At 76.7% G+C, this 26,287-nt stretch carries 22 protein-coding genes and 1 tRNA gene; 18 read left to right on the top strand and 5 right to left on the bottom strand.

Going from position 1 to position 26,287, the window contains the following annotated elements:
• Positions 1 to 161 precede the first annotated feature (161 nt).
• Positions 162 to 713 carry a histidine phosphatase family protein gene (locus ACI790_RS04670; RefSeq protein WP_456568625.1) on the bottom strand — a complete coding sequence of 184 codons (552 nt, stop codon included), beginning with the start codon at positions 711 to 713 and terminating at the stop codon, positions 162 to 164.
• Between the two features lie 63 nt (positions 714 to 776).
• On the opposite strand from ACI790_RS04670, the gene ACI790_RS04665 reads away from it, so the two are divergent.
• Both ACI790_RS04665 and ACI790_RS04660 read left to right on the top strand, forming a co-directional pair.
• A complete protein-coding gene (locus ACI790_RS04665; RefSeq protein ID WP_456568624.1) occupies positions 777 to 1,565 on the top strand; it encodes an oxidoreductase in 789 nt (262 codons plus the stop codon).
• 38 nt (positions 1,566 to 1,603) lie between these two features.
• Positions 1,604 to 2,572: an aldo/keto reductase gene (locus ACI790_RS04660; RefSeq protein WP_456568623.1), complete on the top strand. Its 969-nt coding sequence runs from the start codon at positions 1,604 to 1,606 to the stop codon at positions 2,570 to 2,572.
• Between the two features lie 7 nt (positions 2,573 to 2,579).
• Here the strand turns inward: ACI790_RS04660 and ACI790_RS04655 are convergent, their stop codons facing one another.
• Positions 2,580 to 3,422 carry an HAD family hydrolase gene (locus ACI790_RS04655; RefSeq protein WP_456568622.1) on the bottom strand — a complete coding sequence of 281 codons (843 nt, stop codon included), beginning with the start codon at positions 3,420 to 3,422 and terminating at the stop codon, positions 2,580 to 2,582.
• Between the two features lie 126 nt (positions 3,423 to 3,548).
• On the opposite strand from ACI790_RS04655, the gene ssd reads away from it, so the two are divergent.
• From ssd to ACI790_RS04620, 7 genes are all read left to right on the top strand, one after another.
• Positions 3,549 to 4,634: a septum site-determining protein Ssd gene (gene ssd / locus ACI790_RS04650; RefSeq protein WP_456568621.1), complete on the top strand. Its 1,086-nt coding sequence runs from the start codon at positions 3,549 to 3,551 to the stop codon at positions 4,632 to 4,634.
• A complete protein-coding gene (locus ACI790_RS04645; RefSeq protein ID WP_456568620.1) occupies positions 4,631 to 5,770 on the top strand; it encodes a TadA family conjugal transfer-associated ATPase in 1,140 nt (379 codons plus the stop codon). The genes ssd and ACI790_RS04645 overlap by 4 nt, the downstream gene beginning before the upstream one ends.
• Positions 5,767 to 6,555, top strand: coding sequence for a type II secretion system F family protein (locus ACI790_RS04640; RefSeq protein ID WP_456568619.1), 789 nt, complete (start codon positions 5,767 to 5,769; stop codon positions 6,553 to 6,555). The genes ACI790_RS04645 and ACI790_RS04640 overlap by 4 nt, the downstream gene beginning before the upstream one ends.
• Complete coding sequence (locus ACI790_RS04635; RefSeq protein ID WP_456568618.1) at positions 6,552 to 7,283, top strand: type II secretion system F family protein; 732 nt, start codon at positions 6,552 to 6,554, stop codon at positions 7,281 to 7,283. Before ACI790_RS04640 ends, ACI790_RS04635 begins: the two co-directional genes overlap by 4 nt.
• A gap of 305 nt (positions 7,284 to 7,588) precedes the next feature.
• Complete coding sequence (locus tag ACI790_RS04630) at positions 7,589 to 7,750, top strand: DUF4244 domain-containing protein (protein ID WP_456568913.1); 162 nt, start codon at positions 7,589 to 7,591, stop codon at positions 7,748 to 7,750.
• A 45-nt stretch (positions 7,751 to 7,795) separates the two neighbouring features.
• The gene (locus ACI790_RS04625; protein ID WP_456568617.1) at positions 7,796 to 8,134 is read left to right on the top strand and encodes a TadE family type IV pilus minor pilin; all 339 of its coding nucleotides are present in this window, start codon (positions 7,796 to 7,798) and stop codon (positions 8,132 to 8,134) included.
• Positions 8,131 to 8,484 carry an Rv3654c family TadE-like protein gene (locus ACI790_RS04620; RefSeq protein ID WP_456568616.1) on the top strand — a complete coding sequence of 118 codons (354 nt, stop codon included), beginning with the start codon at positions 8,131 to 8,133 and terminating at the stop codon, positions 8,482 to 8,484. The genes ACI790_RS04625 and ACI790_RS04620 overlap by 4 nt, the downstream gene beginning before the upstream one ends.
• Before the next feature lie 11 nt (positions 8,485 to 8,495).
• On the opposite strand, the gene ACI790_RS04615 is transcribed toward ACI790_RS04620, so the two are convergent.
• Positions 8,496 to 11,015 (bottom strand): DEAD/DEAH box helicase, encoded by a 2,520-nt coding sequence (locus tag ACI790_RS04615; RefSeq protein ID WP_456568615.1) that lies wholly within the window; start codon positions 11,013 to 11,015, stop codon positions 8,496 to 8,498.
• Between the two features lie 278 nt (positions 11,016 to 11,293).
• On the opposite strand from ACI790_RS04615, the gene ACI790_RS04610 reads away from it, so the two are divergent.
• Positions 11,294 to 13,558, top strand: coding sequence for a sodium-translocating pyrophosphatase (locus ACI790_RS04610; RefSeq protein ID WP_456568614.1), 2,265 nt, complete (start codon positions 11,294 to 11,296; stop codon positions 13,556 to 13,558).
• Positions 13,559 to 13,813: 255 nt separating this feature from the next.
• A complete protein-coding gene (gene topA / locus ACI790_RS04605) occupies positions 13,814 to 16,681 on the top strand; it encodes a type I DNA topoisomerase (protein WP_456568613.1) in 2,868 nt (955 codons plus the stop codon).
• 78 nt (positions 16,682 to 16,759) lie between these two features.
• Here topA and ACI790_RS04600 read toward each other — a convergent pair whose 3' ends face one another.
• Positions 16,760 to 17,230 carry a methyltransferase domain-containing protein gene (locus ACI790_RS04600; protein ID WP_456568612.1) on the bottom strand — a complete coding sequence of 157 codons (471 nt, stop codon included), beginning with the start codon at positions 17,228 to 17,230 and terminating at the stop codon, positions 16,760 to 16,762.
• Positions 17,231 to 17,436: 206 nt separating this feature from the next.
• On the opposite strand from ACI790_RS04600, the gene tmk reads away from it, so the two are divergent.
• The 3 genes from tmk (at position 17,437) to ACI790_RS04585 (ending at position 21,037) form a co-directional block, all read left to right on the top strand.
• Positions 17,437 to 19,725, top strand: coding sequence for a dTMP kinase (gene tmk, locus ACI790_RS04595; RefSeq protein ID WP_456568611.1), 2,289 nt, complete (start codon positions 17,437 to 17,439; stop codon positions 19,723 to 19,725).
• Positions 19,722 to 20,903: a DNA polymerase III subunit delta' gene (locus ACI790_RS04590; RefSeq protein ID WP_456568610.1), complete on the top strand. Its 1,182-nt coding sequence runs from the start codon at positions 19,722 to 19,724 to the stop codon at positions 20,901 to 20,903. The genes tmk and ACI790_RS04590 overlap by 4 nt, the downstream gene beginning before the upstream one ends.
• A 58-nt stretch (positions 20,904 to 20,961) precedes the next feature.
• Positions 20,962 to 21,037: transfer RNA gene (locus tag ACI790_RS04585), tRNA-Thr, on the top strand.
• A gap of 234 nt (positions 21,038 to 21,271) precedes the next feature.
• Here ACI790_RS04585 and ACI790_RS04580 read toward each other — a convergent pair.
• Positions 21,272 to 21,766 carry an inorganic diphosphatase gene (locus ACI790_RS04580; RefSeq protein WP_456568609.1) on the bottom strand — a complete coding sequence of 165 codons (495 nt, stop codon included), beginning with the start codon at positions 21,764 to 21,766 and terminating at the stop codon, positions 21,272 to 21,274.
• Positions 21,767 to 21,822: 56 nt separating this feature from the next.
• On the opposite strand from ACI790_RS04580, the gene dacB reads away from it, so the two are divergent.
• Genes dacB through hpt form a run of 4 tightly spaced genes read left to right on the top strand, consistent with a single transcriptional unit; the run spans position 21,823 to position 26,005 of the window.
• Entirely contained in the window at positions 21,823 to 23,250 is a 1,428-nt protein-coding gene (gene dacB, locus ACI790_RS04575; RefSeq protein WP_456568608.1) for a D-alanyl-D-alanine carboxypeptidase/D-alanyl-D-alanine endopeptidase, read from the top strand.
• 48 nt (positions 23,251 to 23,298) lie between these two features.
• Positions 23,299 to 24,387: a zinc-dependent metalloprotease gene (locus ACI790_RS04570; RefSeq protein WP_456568607.1), complete on the top strand. Its 1,089-nt coding sequence runs from the start codon at positions 23,299 to 23,301 to the stop codon at positions 24,385 to 24,387.
• Between the two features lie 8 nt (positions 24,388 to 24,395).
• The gene (gene tilS, locus ACI790_RS04565) at positions 24,396 to 25,424 is read left to right on the top strand and encodes a tRNA lysidine(34) synthetase TilS (protein WP_456568606.1); all 1,029 of its coding nucleotides are present in this window, start codon (positions 24,396 to 24,398) and stop codon (positions 25,422 to 25,424) included.
• A complete protein-coding gene (hpt, locus tag ACI790_RS04560; RefSeq protein ID WP_456568605.1) occupies positions 25,421 to 26,005 on the top strand; it encodes a hypoxanthine phosphoribosyltransferase in 585 nt (194 codons plus the stop codon). Before tilS ends, hpt begins: the two co-directional genes overlap by 4 nt.
• Positions 26,006 to 26,287: the final 282 nt, after the last annotated feature.

Raw genomic sequence — 26,287 nt, 5'->3', positions numbered from 1 at the left:
TGGCATGGGCCGCGCCACCACGCGCGGCAGCATGGGCCGGGGCACGGGACGCGGGCGCGGGGCTCCCGCGAGCTCCGGCGGCGGCATCGGCCGCATGGTGCAGAGCTTCCTCCGCCGGCGATGAGCGGCACGACGACCCGGTCCTCGCGGCCGGGTCGTCGTCACTCGCAGACCTCGAGCCGGGTCACCGAGCCGTTGTGCGGGGTGATCGCGGGCATCGCATCCGGCCCGAGCCCGGCCGCCACGGCCTGGGCCGCGCGGATGGTGTCCCCGTGCGTGACGAGGGCGACCACGTCGGCCGGTGGCTCGGCGCACAGCTGCGCCAGGAACGCCGCCACCCGCGCGTGCAGCTCGGCCAGGCTCTCGCCGCCCTCGGCGGACCAGTGCGCGTCGGACCAGTCGACGACGTCCCACAGCTCGTGCGACGGCCGCCCCTCGAGCACCCCGTAGCCCTGCTCGCGCAGCGCGGGGGTCGTGCGGAACGGCAGCCCCGTGGCCCGGGAGCAGTGCTCGGCGGTCTGCACCGCGCGGAGCAGGTCGCTGGACAGCAGGACGCCCGGCCGGAGCGCGGCCAGCTCCGCGGCGGCTGCCTCGGCCTGCGTGTGCCCGAGCGGCGTCAGCGGCACGTGCGCGATCTGCCCCTGCATGAGGCCGGCGGCGTTCCACTCGCTCTGCCCGTGGCGCACGAGCAGGAGGGTGATGGGGCGGGCCATGGCAGGAGGCAGCGTAGGGCAGGGGGTGGGCGGACGTTCCGGCCCGCCTCGTACCGTCGTGCCGTGACCATCCCCGTCCGCTCCGGTGCCGCGCGCCCGGCCGCCCGCCCGGGTGCCCCCGACCCGCTGGCCCCCCTGCTCGAACTGCCGGGGGTGCGGGAGGCCGCCGACGCCGCCCGCGCCGGCATCGACCGGCTGCTGGGCCACCGCGTGCTGCGCCGGGAGTCGGCCGGCGTCAGCACCGAGTCCGCCCTGCGCGGGGCCCGCGCCTCGGCGGCACTGGCCGGCGTGGACGTGCCGCTCGCGGAGCTGCGGGCCGGCTCGGTCGAGGACCCGGTGGTGCAGGGCTCGCTGCGGGTGTCCGCGGCGCTCGGGTCGATGGTCGAGACCTGGGCCAGGGCGCCCGGGCAGGTGCTCGCCCGCCTGCACGTGCTGGCGGCCGCCGACCTGGCCGCGCCGGCCGACCTGGGCCGCCCGGCCGCCCACGCGGGGGCCCGGCTGTCCGGGCTGTTCTCGATCATCACCGGCGCCACCGCCGCGCCGGCCGTCGTCGTCGCCGGCCTGGTGCACGGCGAGCTGGCCGCGCTGGCGCCCTTCGGGGTGGCCGACGGCGTCCTCGCCCGCGGGGCCGCCCGGCTGACCGGCATCGCACGGGGCCTGGACCCCAAGGCCGTGTCGGTGCCCGAGGTGGGCTTCGTCGAGCTGGGCCGCGAGGCCTACGGCGAGGCGCTGGCCGGCTACGCCGCCGGCACGCCCGAGGGCGTCGCCGCCTGGCTGGTGCACTGCTGCCGGGCCACCGAGCACGGCGCCCTGGAGGGCCTGGCCATCTGCGAGAGCCTGCTCCGGGGCTGAACCCGGCGCCGGGCGCGCCGGGACGGGACACTGGGGGCATGCGCACCCTCGACGTCCCCGGGCTCGGGCCCGTCAGCCGCATCGGCCTGGGCACCTGGCAGTTCGGCTCCCGCGAGTGGGGCTACGGCGACGCCTACGCCGACCGGGCGGCCGGGGACATCGTCCGCCGGGCGCGCGAGCTGGGCATCACCCTGTTCGACACCGCCGAGATCTACGGCTTCGGGCGGAGCGAGACGATCCTGGGCGAGGCGCTGGGCGAGGATCGCCACCAGGTCGTCGTCGCCAGCAAGATCTTCCCGGTCGCCCCGTTCCCGCGGGTCGTGCGGCAGCGCTGGGCCGGCAGCGCCCGCCGCCTGGGGCTGAACCGCATCCCGCTCTACCAGGTGCACCAGCCCAACCCGGTGGTGCCCGACAGCGTGACGATGCCGGGGATGCGGGCGCTGCTGGACGAGGGGCGGATCGGTGCGGCCGGCGTCTCCAACTACTCGCTGGACCGCTGGCGCGCCGCCGACGGCGCGCTCGGTGTGCCGGTGCTGGCCAACCAGGTGCAGTTCTCCCTGGCGCACGCCGCCCCGCTGGAGGACCTGGTCCCCTTCGCCGAGCGCGAGGACCGGCTGGTCATCGCCTACAGCCCGCTCGCGCAGGGCCTGCTGGGCGGGCGGTACTCGGTGGCGAACCGGCCGGGCGGGGTGCGGGCGGTCAACCCGCTGTTCGGCACGGAGAACCTCCGGCGGGTCGAGCCGCTGCTCGGGGTGCTGCGGGAGGTCGCCGCGACCCACGACGCCACCCCCGCCCAGGTGGCGCTGGCGTGGCTGATCGCGCAGCCGCGGGTGGTGGTGATCCCCGGGGCGTCGAGCGTGGAGCAGCTGGAGTTCAACGCCGCGGCCGACGACCTGCGGCTGGCCGACGACGAGGTGGCCGCGCTGACGACGGCGGCCCGGGCGTTCTCCCCGGTCTCGGGGGTCCGCTCGCTCCTGGACGGGGTGCGGGAGCGGTTCGGGCGCTGACCTGCGGTCAGGCGCCGGGGCGCCGACGGCGCCCCGGCGCCGGCCCCTCGGCGGGCAGGAGCCCGGCGCGCACCGCCCGGTGGCGGGCGTACCAGGCCAGACCGACGACGGCCGCGCCGACGCCCATGGCCGCGCCGGTCACCACCGGTGCCGGCGGCACGGAGAAACGGGCGCGCATGCTCACCGGGCGCTCGAAGCGCCGCACGGGCCAGCCGTGCTGCAGAGCGGCCTTGCGCAGCCCGCGGTCGGGGTTGACCGCGGTGGGGTGGCCGACGGCCTCCAGCATCGGCAGGTCGGTGATCGAGTCGCTGTAGGCGTAGCAGTCGGCCAGGTCGTAGCCGCCCTCGGCGGCCAGGGCGCGGATGGCCTCGGCCTTGTGCTCGCCGTAGGCGTAGAACTCGATCTCGCCGGTGTAGCGGCCCTCGACGGTGACCATCCGGGTGGCGACGACGCGGTCGACGCCGAGCATCTCCCCGATCGGCTCGACCATCTCCGCCCCGCTGCTGGAGACGATGACGATCTCCCGGCCGGCGGCGCGGTGCTCCTCGATCAGGTCGGCCGCCTCGGCGTAGACCAGCGGATCGACGATCTCGTGCAGGGTCTCGTGGACGATCTCGTGCACCGTGGCGGCGTCCCAGCCGGTGACCATGGCGGTGAGCTGGGCGCGCAGCCGGTCCATCTGCTGGGCGTCGGCGCCCGCGACGGAGAAGACGAACTGGGCGTAGGCGGTCTTCAGGACGGCGCGCCGGTTGATCAGCCCGCCGTGGAAGAACGGCCGGCCGAAGGCCAGGGTGCTGGACTTGGCGATGACCGTCTTGTCGAGATCGAAGAACGCCGCGGCGCGGGACACGGAAGTCACTGTAGGTCGATCGGCAGGGTGGAACGGAGCGCGCACTCCGTCCACACCCGATGGAGTCATCCACAGTTCCGCTCCCGTTCTGGCAGTGTCTGCCCACTGCACGGTGGAGTCGGCGCCGTGCCCGTCCTGCCGCCGGTGCCCCGGCCTCCCCGCCCCCTGGTCGTCAGCTGCGACGAGGAGCTGCTCGACGAGCTGCTCCGGCTGCTCGCGGCCGCCGGGGCCGAGCCGGAGCTGGCCACCGGCGGCCCGGCGCTGCGGCGGGCGCACCGGGCGGCGCCGCTGGTGCTGCTGGGGGCCGACGCGCTGACCGCCGGCGCCGTCCGCGCGCTGCCCCGCCGCGCCGGCGTCGTCGTGGTCGCCCCGAGGGAGCTGCCCCCGACGGAGTGGGCGGCCGCGGTGGAGGTCGGCGCGGAGAGGGTCGCCGTGCTGCCGGCCGACGAGACGTGGCTGCTCACCCGCTGCGCGGCCGCGGTCCGCGCCCCGGCCGAGCGGGGTCCGCTGGTCGCGGTGGGCGGCGCCTGCGGTGGCGCGGGAGCGAGCACGGTGGCGGCCGCGCTGGCCGTCGCCGCCCCGCGGGGCGCGGTGCTGCTCGACGCCGATCCCTGGGGCGGCGGGCTGGACCTCCTGCTGGGGGCCGAGCTCGCCGAGGGCTTGCGCTGGCCGGGGCTGACCGGGCTGCGCGGGGGAGTGGCGGGCGAGGCGCTGCTCGCCGCGCTGCCCGAGGTCGGCGGGGTGCACCTGCTCTCGGCCGACCGGGGCTGTGCCACGCCGATCCCCGGCGAGGCGCTGACGGCGGTGGTCGACGCCGCGCGGGCGACCGGCCGCCCGGTCGTCGTGGACCTGCCCCGGCCCGGGCCGGACGGCGTCGGGCGCGGGCCGCAGGACGTGCTCGCCGACGCCGACCTCGCGCTGCTGGTGGTGCCCGCCCGGCTCCGGGCGGCGACGGCCGCCCGCCAGCTGGTCGACGCCGACGACGCCCCGTGGTCGTCGGCCCGGCTGGTGGTGCGCACCCTCCCGGGCGGCCTGGCCCCCGAGGACGTCGCGGAGGTGGTGGGCCGCCCCGTGCTGGCCGAGCTGGCGCACGACCGCGGCGCGGTGGCCCGGGGCGAGCGCGGGCAGCCCCCGGGCGCCGCGGCCCGGTCACCCCTGGCCGGGCTGGCCCGCCGGGTGCTCGCGAGCCTGGACGGGGAGGGCGGCCGGTGAGCGCGCCGTCGCTGCTGGACCGGGTGCGGGCGCGGCTGGCCGTGGAGGAGCAGGCGCCGTCGCGGGCCGGGGTGGCCGCGCTGGTGCGCCAGGAGGCCGGCGGCCTGCTGGGCGACGGCGAGGTCCTGCGCGCGGTGCGCGACGCCGTCGACGAGCTGGCCGGCGCGGGCCCGCTGGAGCCGCTGCTGCGGCTGCCCGGCGTCACCGACGTGCTGGTCAACGGGCCCGACGAGGTGTGGCTGGACCGCGGCGCCGGGCTGGAGCGGGCCGCCGGGGTCCGGTTCGCCGACGAGGAGGCCGTGCGCCGGCTGGCCGTCCGGCTGGCCGCCTCGGGCGGGCGCCGGCTCGACGACGCGGCGCCCTGGGTGGACGTCGGCCTCGCCGACGGCACCCGGTTGCACGCCGTCCTGCCGCCGGTGTCGGGTGGGAGCACCTGCCTGTCGCTGCGGGTGCTGCGCCGGTGCGCGCAGACGCTGGCCGACCTCCGGGACCGGGGCACGCTGCCCGGGGAGAGCGCGGCGCTGGTGCGGGCGGTGCTCGCGCGCCGGTCGGCCTTCCTGGTCACCGGCGGCACCGGATCGGGGAAGACGACCCTGCTCTCCGCCCTGCTGGGCGAGGTCGACCCGGCCGAGCGCCTGGTGCTGTGCGAGGACGCCGCCGAGCTGACCCCGCCGCACCCGCACGTGGTGCGGCTGCTGACCCGACCGCCGAACGTGGAGGGCGCCGGTGCGGTGGGCCTGCGCGACCTGGTGCGGCAGGCGCTGCGCATGCGCCCCGACCGGCTGGTCGTGGGGGAGGTCCGCGGCGCGGAGGTGGTCGACCTGCTCGCCGCGCTCAACACCGGGCACGACGGCGGGTGCGGCACCCTGCACGCCAACCGCTCCGCCGAGGTGCCGGCCCGGCTGGAGGCGCTCGGCGTCGCGGCCGGCCTCGGGCGCGCGGCCGTGCACAGCCAGGCCGCCGCCGGGCTCGAGGTCGTGCTGCACCTGCGGCGGACCGCCGGAGGACGGCGGCTGGACGAGATCGGGCTGCTCCGCCGGGCGGGCGAGCTGGTCACGGTCGAGCCGGGCTGGCGGGCCGACGGCGGGCCCTGCCCGGCCGGTGACGCGCTGCGCGCCCGGCTGTCCGGCCGGTGACCGCGGCCTTGCTCGCCGCGGCCGGCGCCGCCCTGCTCTGGCCGGACGGGCGGGCCGAGCTGCGGGAACGGCTGCGCGCGGTCGCCGGTCGGGCCCCCGCGTCCGGCCGCCTCTCCCTGCCCCTGGTGGCCGCCGTCGGCGCCGGGGGACTCGCGGCCGTGCTGAGCACCCCGCTGGTGGCCCTGCTCGCCGGTGGCTGCGCGGCCCTGGGCGCCCGCGCCTGGACGTCCCGCCGCGCCGCCGCGGCGGGAGAGGCGCGGGTGGCGGCGCTGGCCGAGGCGCTCGGCGCGCTCTCCGGCGAGCTGCGCGCCGGCCGGTCCCTGGAGGTCGCGGTCCGCACGGCGGCCGCGGCCTGCCCCGACCAGCGGTCCGGCGCCGGCCTCGTCGGGGCGGTGCGTGCTCCGGGCATCCCGGTGGCGGCGGCGGGCGAGCCCGGCGGCGACGGGCTCGCCGCGGAGCTCGCCCGGCTGTCGGCGGCCGTGGCGCTCAGCGTCCGCACCGGGTGCTCGCTGGCCACGGTGGTCGCCGCGGTGGAGGACGACCTGCGGGCCAGGCTCCGGCACCGGCGGGCGCTGCTGGTCGCCACCGCCGGCCCCCGGTCCAGCGCCCGGCTGCTGGCCGGTCTGCCGGTGCTGGGGCTGGCCATGGGCAGCGGTGTCGGCGCCGACCCGTGGCACGTGCTCACCGCCACCGGCCCGGGGCAGCTCCTGCTGGTCGCGGGCGTGCTGCTGGAGGTCGCCGGGATCGCCTGGACCGGCCGGCTGGTGCGCCGGATCGGCCGATGACGCCGGCCCCCGAGCTGCCGGTGCTGCTGCTCGCGGTGGCGTGCGCGCTCTGGGTCCCGGGGGCGGCGCTCGCCGGTGCGCGGGTGCGCCGGCTGGTCCGCCCGGGGGGCCCGGCGCAGGCCGGGGCTGGTGACGCCGGGGCGCGGCGACGGCGGTGGGCGCTGGCCGGGGGCGCGGGGCTCGCGGCCGGCCTGCTCGTCGGGGGCGTCCCCGGGGTGCTCGCCGCGATCGGGGTGGGGGTGGCCAGCGAGCGGCTGCTCCGCCGGGGTCCCGATCCGGACGGCGAGGCGCGGGCGGCCCTGGCGCGGGACCTGCCCGCGGCCTGCGACCTGCTCGCCGCCTGCCTGGCCGCGGGCCTGCCGGTCGCCGGGGCCCTCGCCGCGGTGGGCGACGCGGTGCCTGCGCCGCTCGGGCCGCACCTGCGCGCGGCCGCCGCCCTGTACCGGCTGGGCGCGGCGCCCCGGCAGGCGTGGGCGGACGTCCCCGCCGAGCTCGGCGGGCTGGGGCGGGCCCTGGTGCGGGCGGGGGAGTCGGGCGCGGCCGCGGTGCCCGCGCTGGCCGCCCTCGCGGCGGAGACCCGGGCGGCGGCCCGGGCCGGTGCGGAGGCAGCCGTCCAGCGGGCCGGGGTGTGGGTGCTGGCCCCGCTGGGCGTCTGCTTCCTGCCGGCCTTCGTCTGCCTGGGCGTCGTCCCGCTCGTGCTCGGCATCGCCGGCGACGTCTTCGGCTGACGCGGTCCTGCGGGCGCCGTCCACAGCCGGCGGCGCTCTCCACAGATGCCGCGCGGCCCTCGGCCGGGGCCGGTGCAGCGCCGAGGCTCGGTCCCACGGCCCCGCCGGGGCCCCGACCGAGGAGGAACTCCGTGACCGCACGCCTGCCCGACGCCGACTCGCCCCAGCTCGACCCCGCGCACCCGGACCCCGCGCACCCGGACCCCACGCACCCGTATGCCCCGCACCGGGCCGTGGCCCCCCCGGCGTAGCGGAACCCCGCCACGCTCCGCCGGCGCGGCGGGCCGGCCCGCCGGTGGGCGCGGCTGCAGCTGGCCGCGGAGGCCGGCATGAGCACCGCCGAGTACGCCGTCGGCACCGTGGCGGCGTGCGCCTTCGCCGCGGTGCTCTACCGGGTGGTCACCGGCGACTCGATCGTCTCGGGCCTGACCGGCCTCGTCGATGCCGCGCTCGCGACGCTCTCCTGAGCCGTGCGCGGTCGTCGCCGGCGGGGCCGGGGTGCGGAGGCCGGCATGGTCACCGCCGAGACCGCCGTCGTCCTGCCGGTGCTGCTCCTGGTGCTCGTCGGCGCCCTCGCCGCGGTCACCGTGGTGGGCGCCCAGCTGCGCTGCGTCGACGCGGCCCGGGAGGGCGTGCGGGCGGCGTCGCGGGGCGAGGACCTCGCCACGGTGACCGGCTGGGCCGGCCGGGCCGCACCGCAGGGCGCGCGCACCACCGTCACCACCGCGGCGGACGAGGTCCGGGTCCGGGTGAGTGCGGCGGTCGCCCCGCTGGGGCCGCTGCCCTGGCGGATCACCGTGACCGCCGAGGCGGCCGCGCGGTGGGAGCCCGGCGCGGAGCCGCCCGGATGAGCGGCGAGCGGGGGTCGGCGACGATCTGGGTGCTCGCGCTGGCGGCGGTGCTGGCGCTGCTGGCCACGGCCGCCGTCCTGGTCGGGGTGGCGGCGGTCGCCCGGCACCGGGCCGGGGCGGCGGCGGACCTCGCCGCCTTGGCCGCGGCCGGGCGGGCGGTCCTCGGCGATCCGGCGGCCTGCACCGCGGCCGCCGACGTCGCCGCCGCCAACGGCGCCGAGCTGACCGGCTGCCGGGTGGCAGCGGGCGGCGTCGTCGAGGTCGCGGTCGCGGTGCCCGTGCGGCTGGGCCGGCTCGGGGACCACAGGGCGCACGGCCGCGCCCGCGCCGGGCCGGAGGCGCCGGCGTGAGGGCCCCGGGCTCAGAAGACCAGGTCGTCCTCGTCCGCCGCCTCGTCCGCCGCCTCGCCGGTCGCGTCGGTGGGAGCGTCGTCGGCCGCGTCCTGCACGCCGTCGTCGGGTTCGGCCTCACCGCGCTCGTCGGCGGCGGCCAGCTCGTCGAGGACGACGTCGAGCACCCGCACCGCGCCGGCCTTGTCCAGGGGATCGTTGCCGTTGCCGCACTTGGGCGACTGCACGCACGACGGGCAGCCGCTCTCGCACTCGCAGCTGGCCACCGTGGCCCGCGTCGCCTGCAGCCACCGGCGCAGCGCCGCGTACCCGCGCTCGGCGAAGCCGGCCCCGCCCGGGTGGCCGTCGTAGACGAAGACCGCCGCGGTGCCGGTGTCCGGGTGCAGCGCGGTGGACAGGCCACCGAGGTCCCAGCGGTCGCAGGTGGCCAGCAGCGGCAGGATGCCGATCGCCGCGTGCTCGGCGGCGTGCAGCGAGCCGGGCAGCGCCGCGTCGTCGACTTCCGCGTGCTGCACCGCCCGCTCGTCCAGGGTCAGCCACACCGCCTTGGTGCGCAGCTGGCGGGCGGGGAGGTCGAGCGGGAACTCGGCGAGCACCTCGCCGGTGCCCAGCCGCCGGCGCTGGTAGGCGACCACCTGGTTGGTCACGTCGACGACGCCGGTGTGCGCGGTCACCGCACCCAGCCGCCGGGTCTGCTCGATCGAGACGATGGCGAGGTCGGTGACGTCCCGCGCCACGGTGGTCCACTCCGGGCTCTCCGGGTGCACGACGGCGCAGGCGTCGTCGACGTCGAACTCGTCCACGACGAAGGTGTCGCCCCGGTGCACGTAGAGCGCGCCCTCGTGCACGGTCGAGTGCGCCGCACCCCCGTCCACGGTGCCGAGCAGCCGCCCGGTGCCCCCCTCGATGATCGCGACCGGCTGGTCCCCGCTGCCGCGGATGTCGACGTCGGGGCGGCCGCGCCCGGCCCAGTACCAACCGGTGGGCCGGCGCCGGAGCTGACCGGCGGCGACCAGCTCGTCGAGCTGCGCCTCGGCCACCGGCCCGCCGAAGTCGGCCAGGTCCGCCGGTGTCAGCGGGAGCTCGGCGGCGGCGCAGCACAGCTGCGGGCCGAGCACGTAGGGGTTGGCGGGGTCGGTCACGGTGGCCTCGATCGGCCGGCCGAAGACCGCCCGCGGGTGGTGGGCCAGGTAGTGGTCCAGCGGATCGTCGCGGGCGACGAAGACGACCAGCGACTCGCGCTGCGCCCGGCCGGCGCGGCCGGCCTGCTGCCACAGCGAGGCCAGCGTGCCCGGGTAGCCGGCGAGCACGACGGCGTCCAGCCCGGCGATGTCGATGCCGAGCTCCAGGGCGTTGGTGGTGGCGACGCCGAGCAGGTCACCGGCCGACAGCGCGCGCTCGAGCTCGCGCCGCTCCTCGGGCAGGTACCCGCCGCGGTAGGAGTCGACCCGGCGCACCAGGTCGCCGCGGCCGCGGTCGGCCAGGATCCGGCGGGCCTGCTCGGCCACCGACTCGGCGCTGCGCCGCGACCGCACGAACGCCAGGGTCCGCGCGCCCCGCTCGACCAGGTCGGCGAGCAGGCCGGCGGCGTCGGCCGCGGCCGACCGGCGCAGCGGTGCCCCGTGCTCGCCGGTGCGCTCGGTCAGCGGCGGCTCCCACAGCGCGAAGGTGGCTCCCGGGCGCGGGGAGCCGTCGTCGGTCACTGCCACCACGTCCTCGCCGACCAGCCGCGTGGCGGCGGCCGCGGGGTCGGCGACCGTGGCCGAGGCCAGCACGAACACCGGCTCGGCGCCGTACCGCCGGCAGATCCGCCGCAGCCGGCGCAGCACGTGGCCGACGTGCGAGCCGAAGACGCCCCGGTAGGCGTGGCACTCGTCGATGACCACGTAGGCCACCCGCCGCAGCGTGCTCGACCAGCGCTGGTGGGCCGGCAGGATCCCGCGGTGCAGCATGTCGGGGTTGGTGACGATCCAGCGGGAGTGCCGCCGGACCCAGTCGCGCTCCTCGGCGGGGGTGTCGCCGTCGTAGGCGGCCGGCCGCACCGAGGGGTCGGCCAGCGCGGCCACCGACGCCAGCTGGTCGCGGGCCAGCGCCTTGGTCGGCGCCAGGTAGAGCACACAGGCCCGCGGGTCCTCGGCCAGCCGGGTGAGCGCCGGCAGCTGGTAGGCCAGCGACTTCCCCGACGCGGTGCCGGTCGCGACGACGACGTGCCGCCCCTCCCGGGCCAGCTCCGCGGCCGCCACCTGGTGCTGCCACGGCGCCTGCACGCCCCGGGCCTGCACCCGATCGCGGAGCCCGGGCTCGGTCCACGCCGGCCAGTCGAGGGTGCGGCTCTCCCGCACCGGGACGTGGTGCACGTGCGTGACCGGCTGCTCGTCCTCGGCGGTCGCGGCCAGGACGGCGGCCAGCAGCTCGCCGCCGGGCGGCACCGCGCCCGCGGCCGGCCGGGCCCCGCCCGCCCCGTCCTCGCGCGCGAGGTCGTCGTCCGCGCCGGGAGGGGGAGCCGACCGGACCGGGTGGAGCGTGGTCACGCATCCTCCTCGCTGGCGCTCGTCGTCCGCGTGCCCACGGGTGCTGTCTCCTCGAGTGACCTCGCACGCTCGGTCACCCATCCACTCTCACACCCCGCCGCAAGCGCGCGGCACGGCCATCGAGGAAGCGGGGGCCGAGACGGTCTCACCAAGTGTGATTTCCCTTACACTTCCCGCGTTCTCGCCCCGGCCGGTCCGGCCGGGACGCAGGACGCCGACCTCCGCCGATCCCGGGGAGCACGGCGCCTCCCGGGCGGCCGCCGATGCTTGGGGGACACATGCTCGACGATTCGCTCTCCGGCGGGGAGACGGCGCTGGTCGCCGTCATCCTCGCCATCGCCCTGGCCGCCCTCGTCTTCGCCGCCTACCTGGTCCGCGCGGTCCTCGCCGCCGACCAGGGCACGGAGAAGATGCGGGAGATAGCGCGGGCGGTGCAGGAGGGCGCGGCGGCCTACCTGCGCCGGCAGTTCCGCACGCTCGCCGTCTTCGCCGTGATCGTCTTCGCGGTGCTGCTGATCCTCCCGGTGGCCGACGGCGGGCTGGGCACGCGGCTGGGCCGGGCGGTGTTCTTCCTCGTCGGCGCCCTGTTCTCCGCGCTGGTGGGCTTCATCGGGATGACCCTGGCCACCCGCGGCAACGTCCGGATGGCCGCGGCGGCGCGCGGCGGCGGCTACCGGCCCGCCTTCCGCATCGCGTACCGCACCGGCGGCGTCTGCGGGATGATCACCATCGGGCTGGGCCTGTTCGGCGCGGCCCTGGTCCTGCTGCTCTTCGACGAGACCGCACCGGTGGTCCTCGAGGGCTTCGGGTTCGGCGGTGCGCTGCTGGCGATGTTCATGCGCGTGGGCGGCGGCATCTTCACCAAGGCCGCCGACGTCGGCGCCGACCTGGTCGGCAAGGTGGAGGCCGGCATCCCGGAGGACGACCCGCGCAACGCCGCGACCATCGCCGACAACGTGGGGGACAACGTCGGGGACTGCGCCGGCATGGCCGCCGACCTCTTCGAGTCCTACGCCGTCACCCTGGTGGCCGCGCTCATCCTGGGGCAGGTCTTCTTCGGCTCGGTGGGCATGGTCTTCCCGCTCGTGGTCGCCGCGATCGGCGTCATCGCCTCGGTCGTGGGCGTCCTGGCCACCAATCCGGCCAAGAACGACCGCAACGGCCTGGCCCCGATCAACCGGGGCTTCTTCGTCTCCGCCGCGGTGTCGCTGCTGCTGGTCGCCGTCGCCTCGTTCACCGTCCTCCCCGGCACCGGCGGCGGCACCGACCTGCCGGTCAGCCCGCAGGTGCTCGGCTTCGTCGCCGTGCTCGTCGGCGTCGTCCTGGCCGCGGCCATCCAGCAGCTCACCGGCTACTTCACCGAGACCAGCCGCAAGCCGGTCAAGGACGTCGGCCGCAGCTCCCTGACCGGGCCGGCCACCGTGATCCTCTCCGGCATCTCGCTCGGGCTGGAGTCGGCCGTCTACGCCGCACTGCTCATCGGCGGGGCGGTCTACGGCGCCTTCCTCATCGGCGGCGGAGCGGCCCTCTACGCGGTCGCCCTCGCCGGCTGCGGGCTGCTCACCACGGCCGGCGTCATCGTCTCGATGGACACCTTCGGGCCGGTGAGCGACAACGCCCAGGGCATCGCCGAGATGTCCGGCGACATCGACGCCGACGGCGCCCAGGTGCTCACCGACCTCGACGCCGTCGGCAACACCACCAAGGCGATCACCAAGGGCATCGCCATCGCCACCGCCGTCCTCGCGGCCACGGCGCTCTTCGGTTCCTACAACGCGCAGGTGCTCGTCGCGCTGGAGGACGCCGGCACCTCCCTGGACGACGCCTTCAGCCTGGTCAACCCGGACAACGTCGTCGGCGCGGTGCTCGGCGCCGCGGTGGTCTTCTTCTTCTCCGGGCTGGCCATCAGCGCCGTGTCGCGGGCGGCCGGGCGGGTGGTGTTCGAGGTGCGCGAGCAGTTCCGCACGCACCCCGGGATCATGACCTACACCGAGCGGCCGGACTACGGCGCCGTCGTCGACATCTGCACCAGGGACTCGCTGCGCGAGCTGGCCACGCCCGGCCTCCTGGCCGTGCTCGCCCCGGTGGCCGTGGGCTTCGGGCTCGGCATCGGCCCGCTGGCCGCCTACCTGGTGGGCGCCATCGCCGCCGGCACGCTCATGGCGGTGTTCCTCGCCAACTCCGGCGGCGCCTGGGACAACGCGAAGAAGATGGTGGAGGACGGGAGCTACGGCGGGAAGGGCAGCGAGGCCCACGCGGCCACCGTCATCGGCGACACCGTCGGCGACCCGTTCAAGGACACCGCCGGCCCGGCGATCAACCCGCTGATCAAGGTGATGAACCTGGTCGCGCTGCTCATCGCGCCCGCGGTGGTCGCCCTGTCGGTGGGGGAGGACGCCAACACCCCGGTCCGGCTGGCGATCGCGCTCGGCGCGGTGGTCGTCGTCGTGGTCGCGGTGGTGATCTCCAAGCGCCGCTCGGTCGTCGTCGGCGAGACGGCGTCCGAGCCCGACGACACCCGGCTCACCACCACCGCCCCCTGACCGCTCGCCCCCGGCCGGCGCCGCCGTCCCCGGGCCGGGAACACCGCCGCAGCCTGCTCGTTGGTCGGGGTGGCGGCACGCCCACGGAGGGTCGCGCCCGGCGGCCCGGCCGCGGGGTGGCTTACCGTGGCCCGCCGAGGGGCGTGGCGCGGTGGCGCCCGTCCGGCCCCGCACCCCGGGGCCGGCGCACCGAGGCCACCTGGTCCGGACGGCACGCCGCGCCCGCACCACCTCAGCACCACCGACAGGAGTCCCGTGCCCACGAAGACCACGAAGCCCGCGGCCGACAGCGACCCGACGACCGACGGGGCGGCCAAGAAGCCTGCCCGCCGGGGCTCGGCCGCGTCCGGCGGCCGGCCGCTGGTCATCGTGGAGTCGCCGACCAAGGCCAACAAGATCGCCGGCTACCTCGGCAGCGGCTACGTGGTCGAGGCGAGCGTCGGGCACATCCGCGACCTGCCGCGCAACGCCGCCGACGTGCCGGCCGAGCACAAGGGCGCGGCATGGGCCCGGCTCGGCGTCGACGTCGACAACTCCTTCGAGCCGCTCTACGTGGTCAGCCCGGACCGCAAGCAGCAGGTGAGCCGGCTCAAGCAGCTGGTCAAGGACGCCAGCGAGATCTACCTCGCGACAGACGAGGACCGCGAGGGCGAGGCCATCGCCTGGCACCTGATCGACACCCTCAAGCCGCGCGTCCCGGTGCGCCGGATGGTCTTCCACGAGATCACCCCCGAGGCGATCGCCCGCGCCGTCGCCAACCCGCGCGAGCTCGACGCCGCGCTCGTCGACGCCCAGGAGACCCGCCGCATCCTCGACCGGCTCTACGGCTACGAGGTCAGCCCGGTCCTGTGGAAGAAGGTCCTGCCGAAGCTCTCGGCCGGCCGCGTCCAGTCCGTGGCCACCCGCATCGTCGTGGAGCGCGAGCGCGAGCGGATGGCCTTCCACGCCGCCGACTACTGGTCGCTGGAGGGCACCTTCGCCGTCCCCGGCAAGGCCGACGGCGCCGACGCGGGGGAGCCCACCACCGTCCGCGCGAAGCTGGTCAGCGTCGACGACAGCCGGGTCGCCACGGGCAAGGACTTCGACGCCGCCACCGGCCGCGTCACCGGCGACGTCGTGCACCTCGACGAGGCCGGCGCCCGCGGCCTGGCCGCCCGGCTCGAGGGCCGGCAGGTGAGCGTCAGCCGGGTCGACGAGAAGCCCTACCGCCGTCGCCCGTACGCGCCGTTCACCACCTCCACGCTGCAGATGGAGGCCGGCCGCAAGCTCGGCTGGTCCTCGGCGCAGGTCATGCGGGTGGCCCAGCGGCTGTACGAGAACGGCCACATCACCTACATGCGGACCGACTCGACCAACCTGTCGGCCGAGGCGGTCAACGCCGCCCGCACCCAGGCCAGGGAGCTGTACGGCGACGCGTACGTGCCGCCGGAGGCGCGGGTGTACAGCAAGAAGTCCAAGGGTGCGCAGGAGGCGCACGAGGCCATCCGCCCGGCCGGCGACAGCTTCCGGACCCCGGGTCAGCTGGCCGCCGGGCTGGCGCGCGACGAGTTCCGGCTCTACGAGCTGATCTGGCAGCGCACCGTCGCCTCGCAGATGGCCGACGCCGTCGGCCAGACCGTCAGCGTCCGGCTGGCCGGCCGCAGCAGCACCGACGAGGCGGTCGAGTTCACCGCCAGCGGCCGCACGATCACCTTCCCCGGCTTCCTGCGCGCCTACGTGGAGTCCCGCGACGAGGGCGCGCAGAAGGACGGCGACGAGGACCACGGCAGCGACGACGCCGAGCGCCGGTTGCCCCGGCTGGAGCGCGGCCAGCAGCTGGACACCCAGGCGCTGGACGCCAAGGGGCACACCACCCAGCCGCCGTCGCGCTACACCGAGCCGAGCCTGGTGGCGCGGCTGGAGGAGCTGGGCATCGGCCGGCCCTCGACCTTCGCGTCGATCATGCAGACCATCCAGGACCGCGGGTACGTCTGGAAGAAGGGCAACGCGCTGGTGCCCTCCTTCATCGCGTTCGCCGTGACCAACCTGCTGGAGCAGTACTTCACCCAGCTGGTCGACTACGACTTCACCGCGCTGATGGAGGACGAGCTCGACGAGATCGCCGGTGGCAACCTGGGCCGGGTCGACTGGCTGACCGAGTTCTACTTCGGCGGCGAGGGCGGCCACGCCGGCGCGATCGCCCAGTCCGGTGGCCTCAAGCACGTGATCGGCCAGCGGCTGGAGGAGATCGACGCCCGCGGCGTCAACTCGATCCCGCTGCGCGCCACCGACCCCGAGGGCCGGCCGGTCGTCGCCCGGGTCGGCCGCTACGGCCCGTACCTGCAGGCCGGCGACGACGGGGCGCGGGTCAGCATCCCCGAGGACCTCGCGCCCGACGAGCTGACCGAGGAGAAGGTCCGCGAGCTGCTCGCGGCGCCCTCGGGCGACCGCGAGCTCGGCACCGACCCGGAGTCCGGGCACCCGGTCGTGGTGAAGGCCGGCCGCTACGGCCCCTACATCACCACCGTCGTCCCCGAGGGCAGCAAGGACGCCCCGCGGACGGCGAGCCTGTTCTCCTCCATGTCGCCGGAGACGGTGACCATCGACGACGCGCTCAAGCTGCTCACGCTGCCGCGCACCGTCGGCACCGCGCCCGACGGCGAGGAGATCCAGGCGCTCAACGGCCGCTACGGCCCGTACCTGAAGAAGGGCACCGACTCGCGCTCGCTGGAGAGCGAGGACCGGCTCTTCACGGTCACACTCGACGAGGCGCTGGCGATCTTCGCCCAGCCCAAGCAGCGCGGCCGTGCCGCGGCGAAGGCCCCGCTCAAGGAGCTCGGTCCCGACCCGGTCACCGAGGGGCAGGTCACCGTGCGCGAGGGCCGCTTCGGGCCCTACGTGACCGACGGCGAGACCAACGCCAGCCTGCGCAAGGGCGACGACGTCGAGTCGATCACCATCGACCGGGCGGCCGAGCTGCTGGCCGAGCGCCGGGCACGCGGGCCGGCGACCAAGAAGAAGGCCGCGAAGAAGACGACGGCCAAGAAGGCGCCGGCCAAGAAGACCACCGCGAAGAAGGCGGCGGCGAAGAAGACGACCGCGAAGGAGACGGCGGGCACGTCCGCACCGGTCACCGCGGGCTGACCGGTTCCAGCGCGTCCAGCCGGTTGCCCGCCGGGTCGGGCACGTGGCGGCGCCGGTGGCTCCGCCGCCCTCCGGCGGTCAGGTGGAACGGGAGCCGACGGCGAACACGCGCCGGAAGGGCAGCAGGGTCGTGCCGTCGGGTCGCGGCGGGTAGGCGGCCCGCAGCGCGGCGGCGTAGGGGTCGGTGAACCGGCCGGCGGCGGCGTCGTCGAGGCGGGCCAGCACCGGCCGGAGGACGTCGCGCACGTCGCCGGGCGCGAAGGCGACCCGGCCCGGTACCGCCCACGCGGCCGCGGCGGCCAGCATGTCGGGGGAGGAGTCGATCCCGGTCACGCGGGCACCCGGCCAGCGCCGGGCCAGCGAGGCGGTCAGGGCGCCCTCCCCGCAGCCTAGGTCGACGACGGTCGCCGGCGACTCCGCGCCCACCCGGGCGAGCAGGTCGTTGAACGGCCGGGCGCGTTCCCCGGCGAAGCGCAGGTAGGTGTCCGGCCGCCAACGGCCGGGTGAAGAGTCGCCCGCCGGGCGCGGTGGCTCCCCGGTCGCGGTCATCGTGCGCGACCCCAGCGGGGGGCGTTCCACCCCGGCGGAACCAGCGCGAACCGCATCCCCCGCGGGGTGGTGAGTCGGCGAAAACGTCCCGGCGGCCCGGTACCGTGACCTCCGCCGGGGCCTGCTCCGCCCCGCCGACCACCGAACCCTGGGAGCTTCCGATTCCGGCCGACCCCACCCCACCGGTACCGCCGCGCGACGAGGCGGTGACCGGTGCACCGGTCGAGCGGTCGGACGTGGCGGGCGACGGGCTGCCCCCGGCCGGCACGCCGGTTCCGCCGGATGCGCCACCGCCGCTGCCCGAGGACGCCCCCGGAGCGGACACCGCGCACGGGACCGACGGCGGCGGCAGCGGCGTCGGCCAGGTCGCCAAGATCCGGGCGGTCCTGCGGGTCCGGGACTTCCGCAAGCTGTGGCTGTCGATGTCGCTGTCGAGCTTCGGCGACTGGCTGGGGCTGCTGGCGATCACCGCGACCGCCACCTCGCTGGTGGACGGCTTCGCCGCCTCGAACTTCGCCCTCGGTGGCGTGCTGCTCTTCCGGCTGCTGCCGGCCATCGTGCTCGGCCCGCTGGCCGGGGCGTTCGCCGACCGCTTCGACCGGCGCAAGACGATGGTGGTCACCGACGTCATCCGGTTCGCGCTCTTCGCGTCGATCCCGATCGTCGACGACCTGATCTGGCTGTTCATCGCCCAGTTCCTCATCGAGGCGTTCAGCCTGTTCTGGATCCCGGCCAAGGACGCCGCCGTCCCGAACATGCTGCGCAAGGACCAGCTCGAGCCGGCCAACCAGCTGTCGCTGGTCACCACCTACGGGCTGACCCCGGTCGTCGCCGCGATCGTCTACGCCGTCCTCAACAGCGCCGGCGGGCGGGTCGGCGACGTGCTGCCCGGCACCGACCAGGTCGACCTGGCCCTGTACCTCAACGCCCTCACGTTCCTGGTCGCGGCCGTGGTCATCTGGAAGCTCCCCTCGATCAGCGGCCGGCGCGCCGCCGGAGCCGTCGTCACCCAGCAGGAGAGCTTCTTCGGGTCGCTGGTCGCGGGCTTCTCCTTCGCCGGTCACACCCGGCTGGTCCGCGGCCTGGTCGTCGGCATCACCGGCGCCTTCGTGGCGGCCGGCGCGATCATCGCCGCGGGGCAGTCGTTCGTCGACGCGCTCGGTGGCGGGCAGGCCGCCTTCGGCCTGCTGTTCGGCGCCGTCTTCATCGGCCTCGGGCTCGGCATCGGCCTGGGCCCGAGCGTCGCCCGGGACCTCGCCCGCGAGCGGATCTTCGGGGTGGCCATCGTCGGCGCCGGCGCCATGGTGCTGCTGCTGTCGTGGACCTTCGCGCTGTGGATCGCGCTGGTGCTGGTCGTCGGCATGGGGTTCTTCGCCGGCATCGCCTACCTCGCCGGGTTCACCCTCATCGGCACCGAGGTGGCCGACGAGATCCGGGGCCGCACGTTCGCGATCGTGCAGTCGCTGGTCCGGGCCGCGCTGATCCTCTCCCTGGGGTTCGTCCCCATCGGGATCGGCCTGATCGGGCGCCACGAGCTGGACCTCGGCGCTGTCGTGGTCCCCCTGTCCGGCGAGCGGATCATGCTGTCCGCCGCGGGGCTGCTGGCCATCGGCGTCGGGGTGCTGGCCTACCGGCAGATGGACGACGGCCGCCCGGTGCCGCTGTTCGCCGACGTCATGACCGCGCTGCGCCGGGACACCACCGCCCGCCGGCGGCTGGCCGGGGGCGGGGTGCTCATCGCCTTCGAGGGCGGCGAGGGCGCCGGCAAGTCCACCCAGGTGCGCCGGCTGCAGGAGTGGCTCACCGACGAGGGGCTGGTCGCGCGCGCCTCGTTCGAGCCCGGGGCGACCCCGTCCGGGGCCGGGATCCGCGCCATCGTCCTGGACAAGGCGAACACCGGCATCGCGCCGCGGTCGGAGGCGCTGCTCTACGCCGCCGACCGCGCCCAGCACGTGCACGACGTGCTGCGGCCGGCGCTGGACGCCGGCGAGGTCGTCATCACCGACCGGTTCGTCGACAGCTCGCTGGCCTACCAGGGCGCCGGGCGCACCATCCCGCTCGAGGACGTCCGGATGCTCTCCCGCTGGGCGACGCAGGGCCTGCGGCCCGACCTCACGGTGCTGCTCGACCTGCCGCCCGAGGTGGGTCTGGCGCGGGCCCGTGGCCGGGCGGCCGCCGACCGGCTGGAGTCGGAGTCGATCGACTTCCACCAGCGGGTCCGCCAGACGTTCTGCGCACTGGCCGAGTCCGAGCCGGACCGCTACCTGGTGCTCGACGCCCGGCGGTCGCCCGACGAGATCGCCGCGGCCGTGCGCGTCCGGGTCGCCCAGCTGCTGTCCGGCCTCCCGCTGCAGACCCTCGCCCAGCCGGTCGAGCAGGCCCGGGGCGAGCAGACCCGGGTCGAGCCGGCCCTCCACTCCGACGACGGGAGCCCGCAGCCGGTGCCCCACCAGCCGCACGCGCAGACCGGCTCGACCACCCGGCTGCACCCGTGACCGCCGCGGGCACCGCGCCGGGCGGCGTGTGGGAGCAGGTGATCGGGCAGCCGGCGGTGGTGGAGGAGCTGCGCACCGCCGTCACCGACCCCGCGGCGATGACCCACGCCTGGCTGTTCACCGGGCCGCCCGGCTCGGGGCGTTCGGTCGCGGCACGGGCGTTCGCCGCCGCGCTGCAGTGCCCCGCGGGCGGGGACGGCACCTGCCACGCGTGCCGGACGGCGCTCGCCGGCACCCACGCGGACGTGAAGCTCATCGTCCCGGACGGCCTGTCGATCGGTGCCCGCGAGGCGCGCGAGATCGTGACCGGCGCCAGCCGGGCGCCGTCGCAGGGCCGCTGGCAGATCATCGTGGTCGAGGACGCCGACCGGATGACCGAGCACGCGGCGAACGCGGTGCTCAAGATGATCGAGGAGCCGCCGCCGCGCACCGTGGTGATGCTCTGCGTCCCGAGCCTGCACCCCGACGACGTCATGGTGACCATCCGGTCGCGCTGCCGGCTGGTCAGCCTGCGCACGCCCACCGCCGACGCCATCGCCGACGTCCTCGTCCGGCGGGACGGCGTCGACCCGGCCATGGCGGCCTGGGCGGCGGCCGCCTCGGGCGGGCACGTCGGGCGGGCGCGCCGGCTGGCCCGGGACGAGGAGGCGCGGCTCTCCCGCAAGGCGGTGCTGGACGTGCCCCTGCGGCTGGTCTCGCTGGCCGCCTGCCTGGACGCCGCCGACGACCTGGTCGGCGCGGCGAAGGAGGAGGCCGACGAGGCCTCGGCGGCGCTCGACGGCGCGGAGACCGAGGCGGTCAAGGCCAGCCTCGGGGTCGGTGCGCGGGGCCCGGGCGTGGCCGCCGCCAGCCGGGGCGCCGGGCAGCTCAAGGAGCTGGAGAAGCGGCAGAAGTCGCGGGCCACCCGGCTGGGCCGCGACTCGCTGGACCGGGCGCTGGTCGACCTCGCCGGCCTCTACCGGGACGCGCTCGTGCTCGACGCCGCCCCGGGGGCCGCGCGGGTGCTCAACCACCCCGACCGCCGGGCCGATGCCGAGGAGCTCGCCCGCCGGATCGGCGCCGACGGGGCGCTGCGCCGCATCGACGCCATCCTCGCCTGCCGGCTGGCGCTGGAGCAGAACGTGAAGCCGCAGGTGGCCCTGGAGGCGCTCACCGTCGCGCTGCGCCTGCCCGCCTGACACCCACCGCCCCGGCGCGGAGCCGGGGGATCGGTGTCGTAGGCTGTGCGGGCAGTTCGCCGCCTTAGCTCAGTCGGTAGAGCATCTCACTCGTAATGAGAAGGTCGTCGGTTCGATTCCGACAGGCGGCTCCAGAACGCAGCGGGCCCGTCCACCAGGACGGGCCCGCTGCGTCGTTCGCGGGCCTCGAGGTGCGCCCGCATGCGTACGACGGCGGTCACGGCGCCCGCAGAACCGCAGCCGTGCGCATCCGGGCGGAAAACCGGTGACCGGACCTGTTCGCGGGAACGGCTGACGGCGGCACGTCCCGCGTGGGGCGTGCCGCCGTCGGTGCGCTCGGCGCCCGGTCCCGGAGGCCGGGCGGGAGGTCAGTGGTGCGTGGAGTTGTTCTTCGCGCGCTCGACCGAGGCCACGATCTCGGCCTCGGCCTCTTCGCGGCCGACCCACTCGGCGCCCTCGACCGACTTGCCCGGCTCCAGGTCCTTGTAGGTCTCGAAGAAGTGCTGGATCTCCAGACGGTCGAACTCCGACACGTCGTGGATCTCCTTGAGGTGCGCCACCCGCGGGTCCGTCGCCGGCACGCAGAGGACCTTGTCGTCCCCTCCGGCTTCGTCGGTCATGCGGAACATGCCGATCGCCCGGCAGGTGACCAGGCACCCGGGGAACGTCGGCTCCTCGAGGATCACCAGGGCGTCGAGCGGATCGCCGTCCTGCCCCAGGGTGTTCTCGATGTAGCCGTAGTCCGCCGGATAGCGGGTGGAGGTGAACAGCATCCGGTCCAAGCGGATGCGTCCGGTCTCATGGTCCAGCTCGTACTTGTTCCGCTGGCCCTTCGGGATTTCTACCGTCACGTCGAACTGCACGAACGTAGTGTGGCCCACGGGGGCCGATCCGGTCGGCGCAGGCCCCCCTCTGGGGGGTGGACAGCATTTCGTCGAGCGGATCGACGATCGTCACGGCGAACTACGGGCGCTTCCGGCGGCGCCTGGCGATGGGCACCGTGGCGCTGGTCCTGGTGCTCGTCGGCGGTGGCGTCGGACTGGGCGTCCTGCTCGGCACCGACGCGGGCGCCGACGGGGCCGCCGTCGTCGTCCCGGACGCGCAGCTGCCGGACCTGGGCGCCGCCGACCCCGTCCTCGCCGCCCTGTCCGCCGACGCCCCCGTCCCCGACGCCGACGTCCTCGCGGCCACCCTCGGCCCGCTGGTCACCGGGCCGGCGCTGGGCCCCGGCGCCACCGCCCAGGTGGTCGACGTCGCCACCGGCCAGGTGCTGTTCGACGAGGACGCCGCCGCGCCCCTGACGCCGGCGTCCACCGCGAAGCTTCTCACCGCCGCGGCCGTGCTCACCACCCTCGACCCCGGCGAGACGCTGGAGACCCGGGTCGTCAGCGGCGCCGCCCCCGGCGAGGTGGTGCTCGTCGGCGGGGGCGACCCCACCCTCTCCCGCACCGAGCCGTCCCAGACCTACCCGGGCGCGGCGACCATGGCCGACCTCGCCACCCAGGTGGTCGGTGCGCTGCCCGCCGGCACCCCCGTGACCCGCGTGGTCGTGGACAGCTCGCTGTTCACCGGCCCGCTCACCGCCAGCGGCTGGGGAGCCGGCGACGCCCCGTCCAGCTACGCCGCCCCGGTCACCGCCACCGCCGTCGACGGCGCCCGTGTCAGCCCCGGGGCGACGGCCCGCAGCGGCCAGCCCGGCATCGACGCCGGCGCCGCGCTCGCCGACGCCCTCGGCGCCCCGGGGGCCGCGGTGGTCCTCGGCCAGGCGCCGGCCGGCGCGACGACGCTGGGCGCCGTGCAGTCGGCTCCGGTGGTCCGGCTGGTGGAGCAGGCGCTCGCCATGTCCGACAACGTGCTCGCCGAGGCGCTGGCCCGCCAGGTCGCGCTGGCCCGGGACGAGCCGGCCAGCTTCGACGGCGCGGCGCAGGCCGTCGTCGACGCGCTGGAGGAGGCCGGGCTGGACGTCTCGGGCGTCACCCTGGCCGACGGCAGCGGCCTCTCGCGGGAGGACAGCGTCACCGCCGAGCTGCTCACCGCCCTGGTGCGCGGCGCGGCCGACGGCAGCCTGGGCGAGGCGTCCGGGCTGCTCGCCGGCCTGCCGGTCGCGGGGTACGACGGCACGCTCGCCGACCGCGGGGACGACGACCCGGCCACCGCGCCCGGCACCGTGCGCGCCAAGACCGGCACCCTGCTGGGCGTCCACGCCCTCGCCGGTACCGTGGTGACCGCCGACGGGCGGCTGCTGGCCTTCACCGTCGTCGCCGACGAGGCCACGGGCAGCGAGGCGGCGGCGGAGGCCGCCCTCGACGAGTTCGCCGCGACGCTCGCCGCCTGCGGCTGCCGCTGACCGGTGCCGCGGCCGTCCCGGTGGGCGGCTGCCGCGTACGGTGAGGCGATGAGCAGCGCCTCCTCGATGGTCGACTGGGACCTCGCCGGACGCACGGCCCGCCGCCTGGTGAACCCGGGCCCGCGGACGACGCGGGAGGAGGCCGCCTCCGTCGTCGCCGAGCTGCACCGCTCCGCCGCCACCGCCGTGGCGCACGTCGAGGCGCTCACCGGCCTGCGGCCGGTCCCCGGCGGAGCGGTTCCCGAGGTGGTCGTCGTCGACCGGCCCGGCTGGGCCGATGCCAACGCCCGCGGCATGGCCGCGCTGCTCGACCCGCTGGTCGACAAGCTCGCCGAGCGCCAGGGCTCCCGGCCGGGGGCGCTCGCCACGGCCATCGGCTCCCGGGCCACCGGCGTGCAGGCCGGCGGGCTGCTGGCATTCCTGTCCTCCCGGGTGCTCGGCCAGTACGAGATCTTCGGCACCGGCGGCCGGCTGCTGCTCGTGGCCCCCAACATCGTGGCGACCGAGCGGAAGCTCGGCGTCGACCCGTCGGACTTCCGGCTCTGGGTCTGCCTGCACGAGGTCACCCACCAGCTGCAGTTCACCGGCGTCCCGTGGCTGACCGGCTACCTCGAGGGGCAGATCGCGGAGTTCGTCGCCGCCACCGACCTCACCCCCGACGTGCTGCGCGACCGCCTGCAGGACGTGCTGCGCAGCGTCGCCGACGCGGTGCGCGGCGGCAGCGGCGACGGCGAGCCCGAGGGGCTCATGGCGCTGGTGCGCGACCCCGCCCAGCGGGCGGTGCTCGACCGGGTCACCGCGGTGATGAGCCTGGTGGAGGGGCACGCCGAGTACGTCATGGACGGCGTCGGCCCGGACGTCGTGCCGACGGTGCGCACGCTGCGCAAGCGGTTCGCCCAGCGGCGCAAGGGCCGCGGGCCGCTCGACCGCGTGCTGCGCCGCCTGCTCGGGCTGGAGCAGAAGATGAAGCAGTACGCCGACGGGCGGCACTTCGTCGGCGGCGTGGTGGACCTCGCCGGCATGGCGGGCTTCAACCGGGTCTGGGAAGGCCCGGCGAACCTGCCGCTGATCGAGGAGCTCACCGCGCCGGAACTGTGGGTCGAGCGGGTGCTCGGCCGCCCGGCCCTGCCCGCCTGACCGACGGCGTGGGCGGGCCACCCCGCGCGGTAGCGGAGCTGCGGCTCGCCGTGCGCGCCGGGCTGCGCGGCAGCGACCGGCCCGTGCTCGCCGCCTGCAGCGGGGGAGCGGACTCGGTGGCGCTTGCCGCCGCGCTGGCCTTCGAGGCGCGGGCCGCCGGCGTCCGCGTCGGCGGGGTGACCGTGGACCACGGCCTGCAGGCCGGATCGGCGCAGCAGGCCGGCCGCACCGCGGCGGTGCTGCGCGAGCTGGGCCTGGACCCGGTCCTCGTGCGGACCGTCCGGGTGGGGGACGACGGCGGCCCCGAGGCAGCCGCCCGCACCGCCCGGTACGCGGCGCTCGCCGGCGCGGCGACCGAGCACGGCGCGCGCATCGCCCTCGGGCACACGCTCGACGACCAGGCCGAGACCGTGCTCCTGGGGCTGGGCCGCGGCTCCGGACCGCGCTCGGTCGCCGGCATGGTGCCCGAGCGGACCGACGGCGGGGTGTCCTGGTGGCGGCCGCTGCTCGGCGTCCGCCGGGCGACGACCCGGCAGGCGTGCGCCGACCAGGGGTTGCCGGTGTGGGACGACCCGTGGAACGCCGACCCGGCGTACACCCGGGTGCGGCTGCGCGCCGAGGTGCTGCCGCTGCTGGAGGAGGTGCTCGGCGGCGGGGTCGCGCCCGCCCTCGCCCGTACCGCCGAGCTGCTCCGCGAGGACCTCGACGCCCTGGACGACCTGGCCGCCGCCGAGCTGGCCCGGCTCGCCGCGGAGTCCGGGGACGGCGGCCTGCCCGCCGGCCCCCTGGAGCCGTTGCCCGCCGCGGTGCGCCGCCGCGTGCTGCGGAGCTGGCTGCACGCGGCCGGCGTCCCCGACCTGCAGGCCGTCCACCTGCGCGCCGTCGAGAGCCTCGTCACCCGGTGGCGGGGGCAGGGGATCGTGGACCTACCCGGCGGCGCAGGCGTCGTCCGGGCGTCTGGCACCCTGGGGGTGGTACCGCCCGGAGCCCGCGGCGGCGCCCCCGGACCCGCACCCGATGAGGAGCCCTTTCCGTGACGGAGACTGCCAGCACGCCCGGGGCGCTCGGTCCCGACCACGGCTACGGGCCGGACATCGACCACGTCCTGCTCAGCGAGGAGCAGATCCGGGAGAAGATCGGCGAGCTCGCCGCCCAGGTCGCCGCCGACTACGCGGGCAAGGAGGTCCTCCTCGTCGGCGTGCTCAAGGGCGCCGTGCTGTTCATGAGCGACTTCGCCCGCGCCCTCCAGCTGCCCACCCAGATGGAGTTCATGGCGGTGTCGTCCTACGGTTCGTCCACCAGCTCGTCGGGTGTCGTGCGCATCCTCAAGGACCTCGACCGGGACATCACCGGCAAGCACGTGCTCGTGCTCGAGGACATCATCGACTCCGGGCTGACCCTCTCCTGGCTGCTGAAGAACCTCGGCGGCCGGGCGCCGGCGTCGCTCGAGGTCTGCGCCCTGCTGCGCAAGCCCGACGCGGTGAAGGTCGAGGTGCCGGTCAAGTACATCGGCTTCGACATCCCCAACGAGTTCGTCATCGGCTACGGCCTGGACTACGCCGAGCGCTACCGCGACCTGCCCTACATCGGGACGCTCAAGCCCGAGGTGTACCAGTGACACTGTCGTCCTCCGGACGACGACCGCGGCCAGGTGCCGTCCCCGGTCTGCGCTGAGCCGTCTCCCGGCGCGCCTCGGAGGGCCTCCGGCCCCCGCTCGGCGTGCCGGTCTCGCGGAGCGGCTCGCCTCAGGTGCCGCGACTCCCGCCGTTCCCGGCTCTCGTCCGGCGCGGCCTCGGCGCGCCTCGGGGAGCCTCCGGGCCCCGCTCGGCGCACCGACCTCGCCCGCGTGCCCGCGACGCTTCCCTCGGGGGAGGGACGGGTGGGGGTTCCCAGGTCGTAC

The organism is Blastococcus sp. SYSU DS0539 (assembly GCF_054050855.1).
This window is presented reverse-complemented; position numbering and strand designations above follow the sequence as displayed.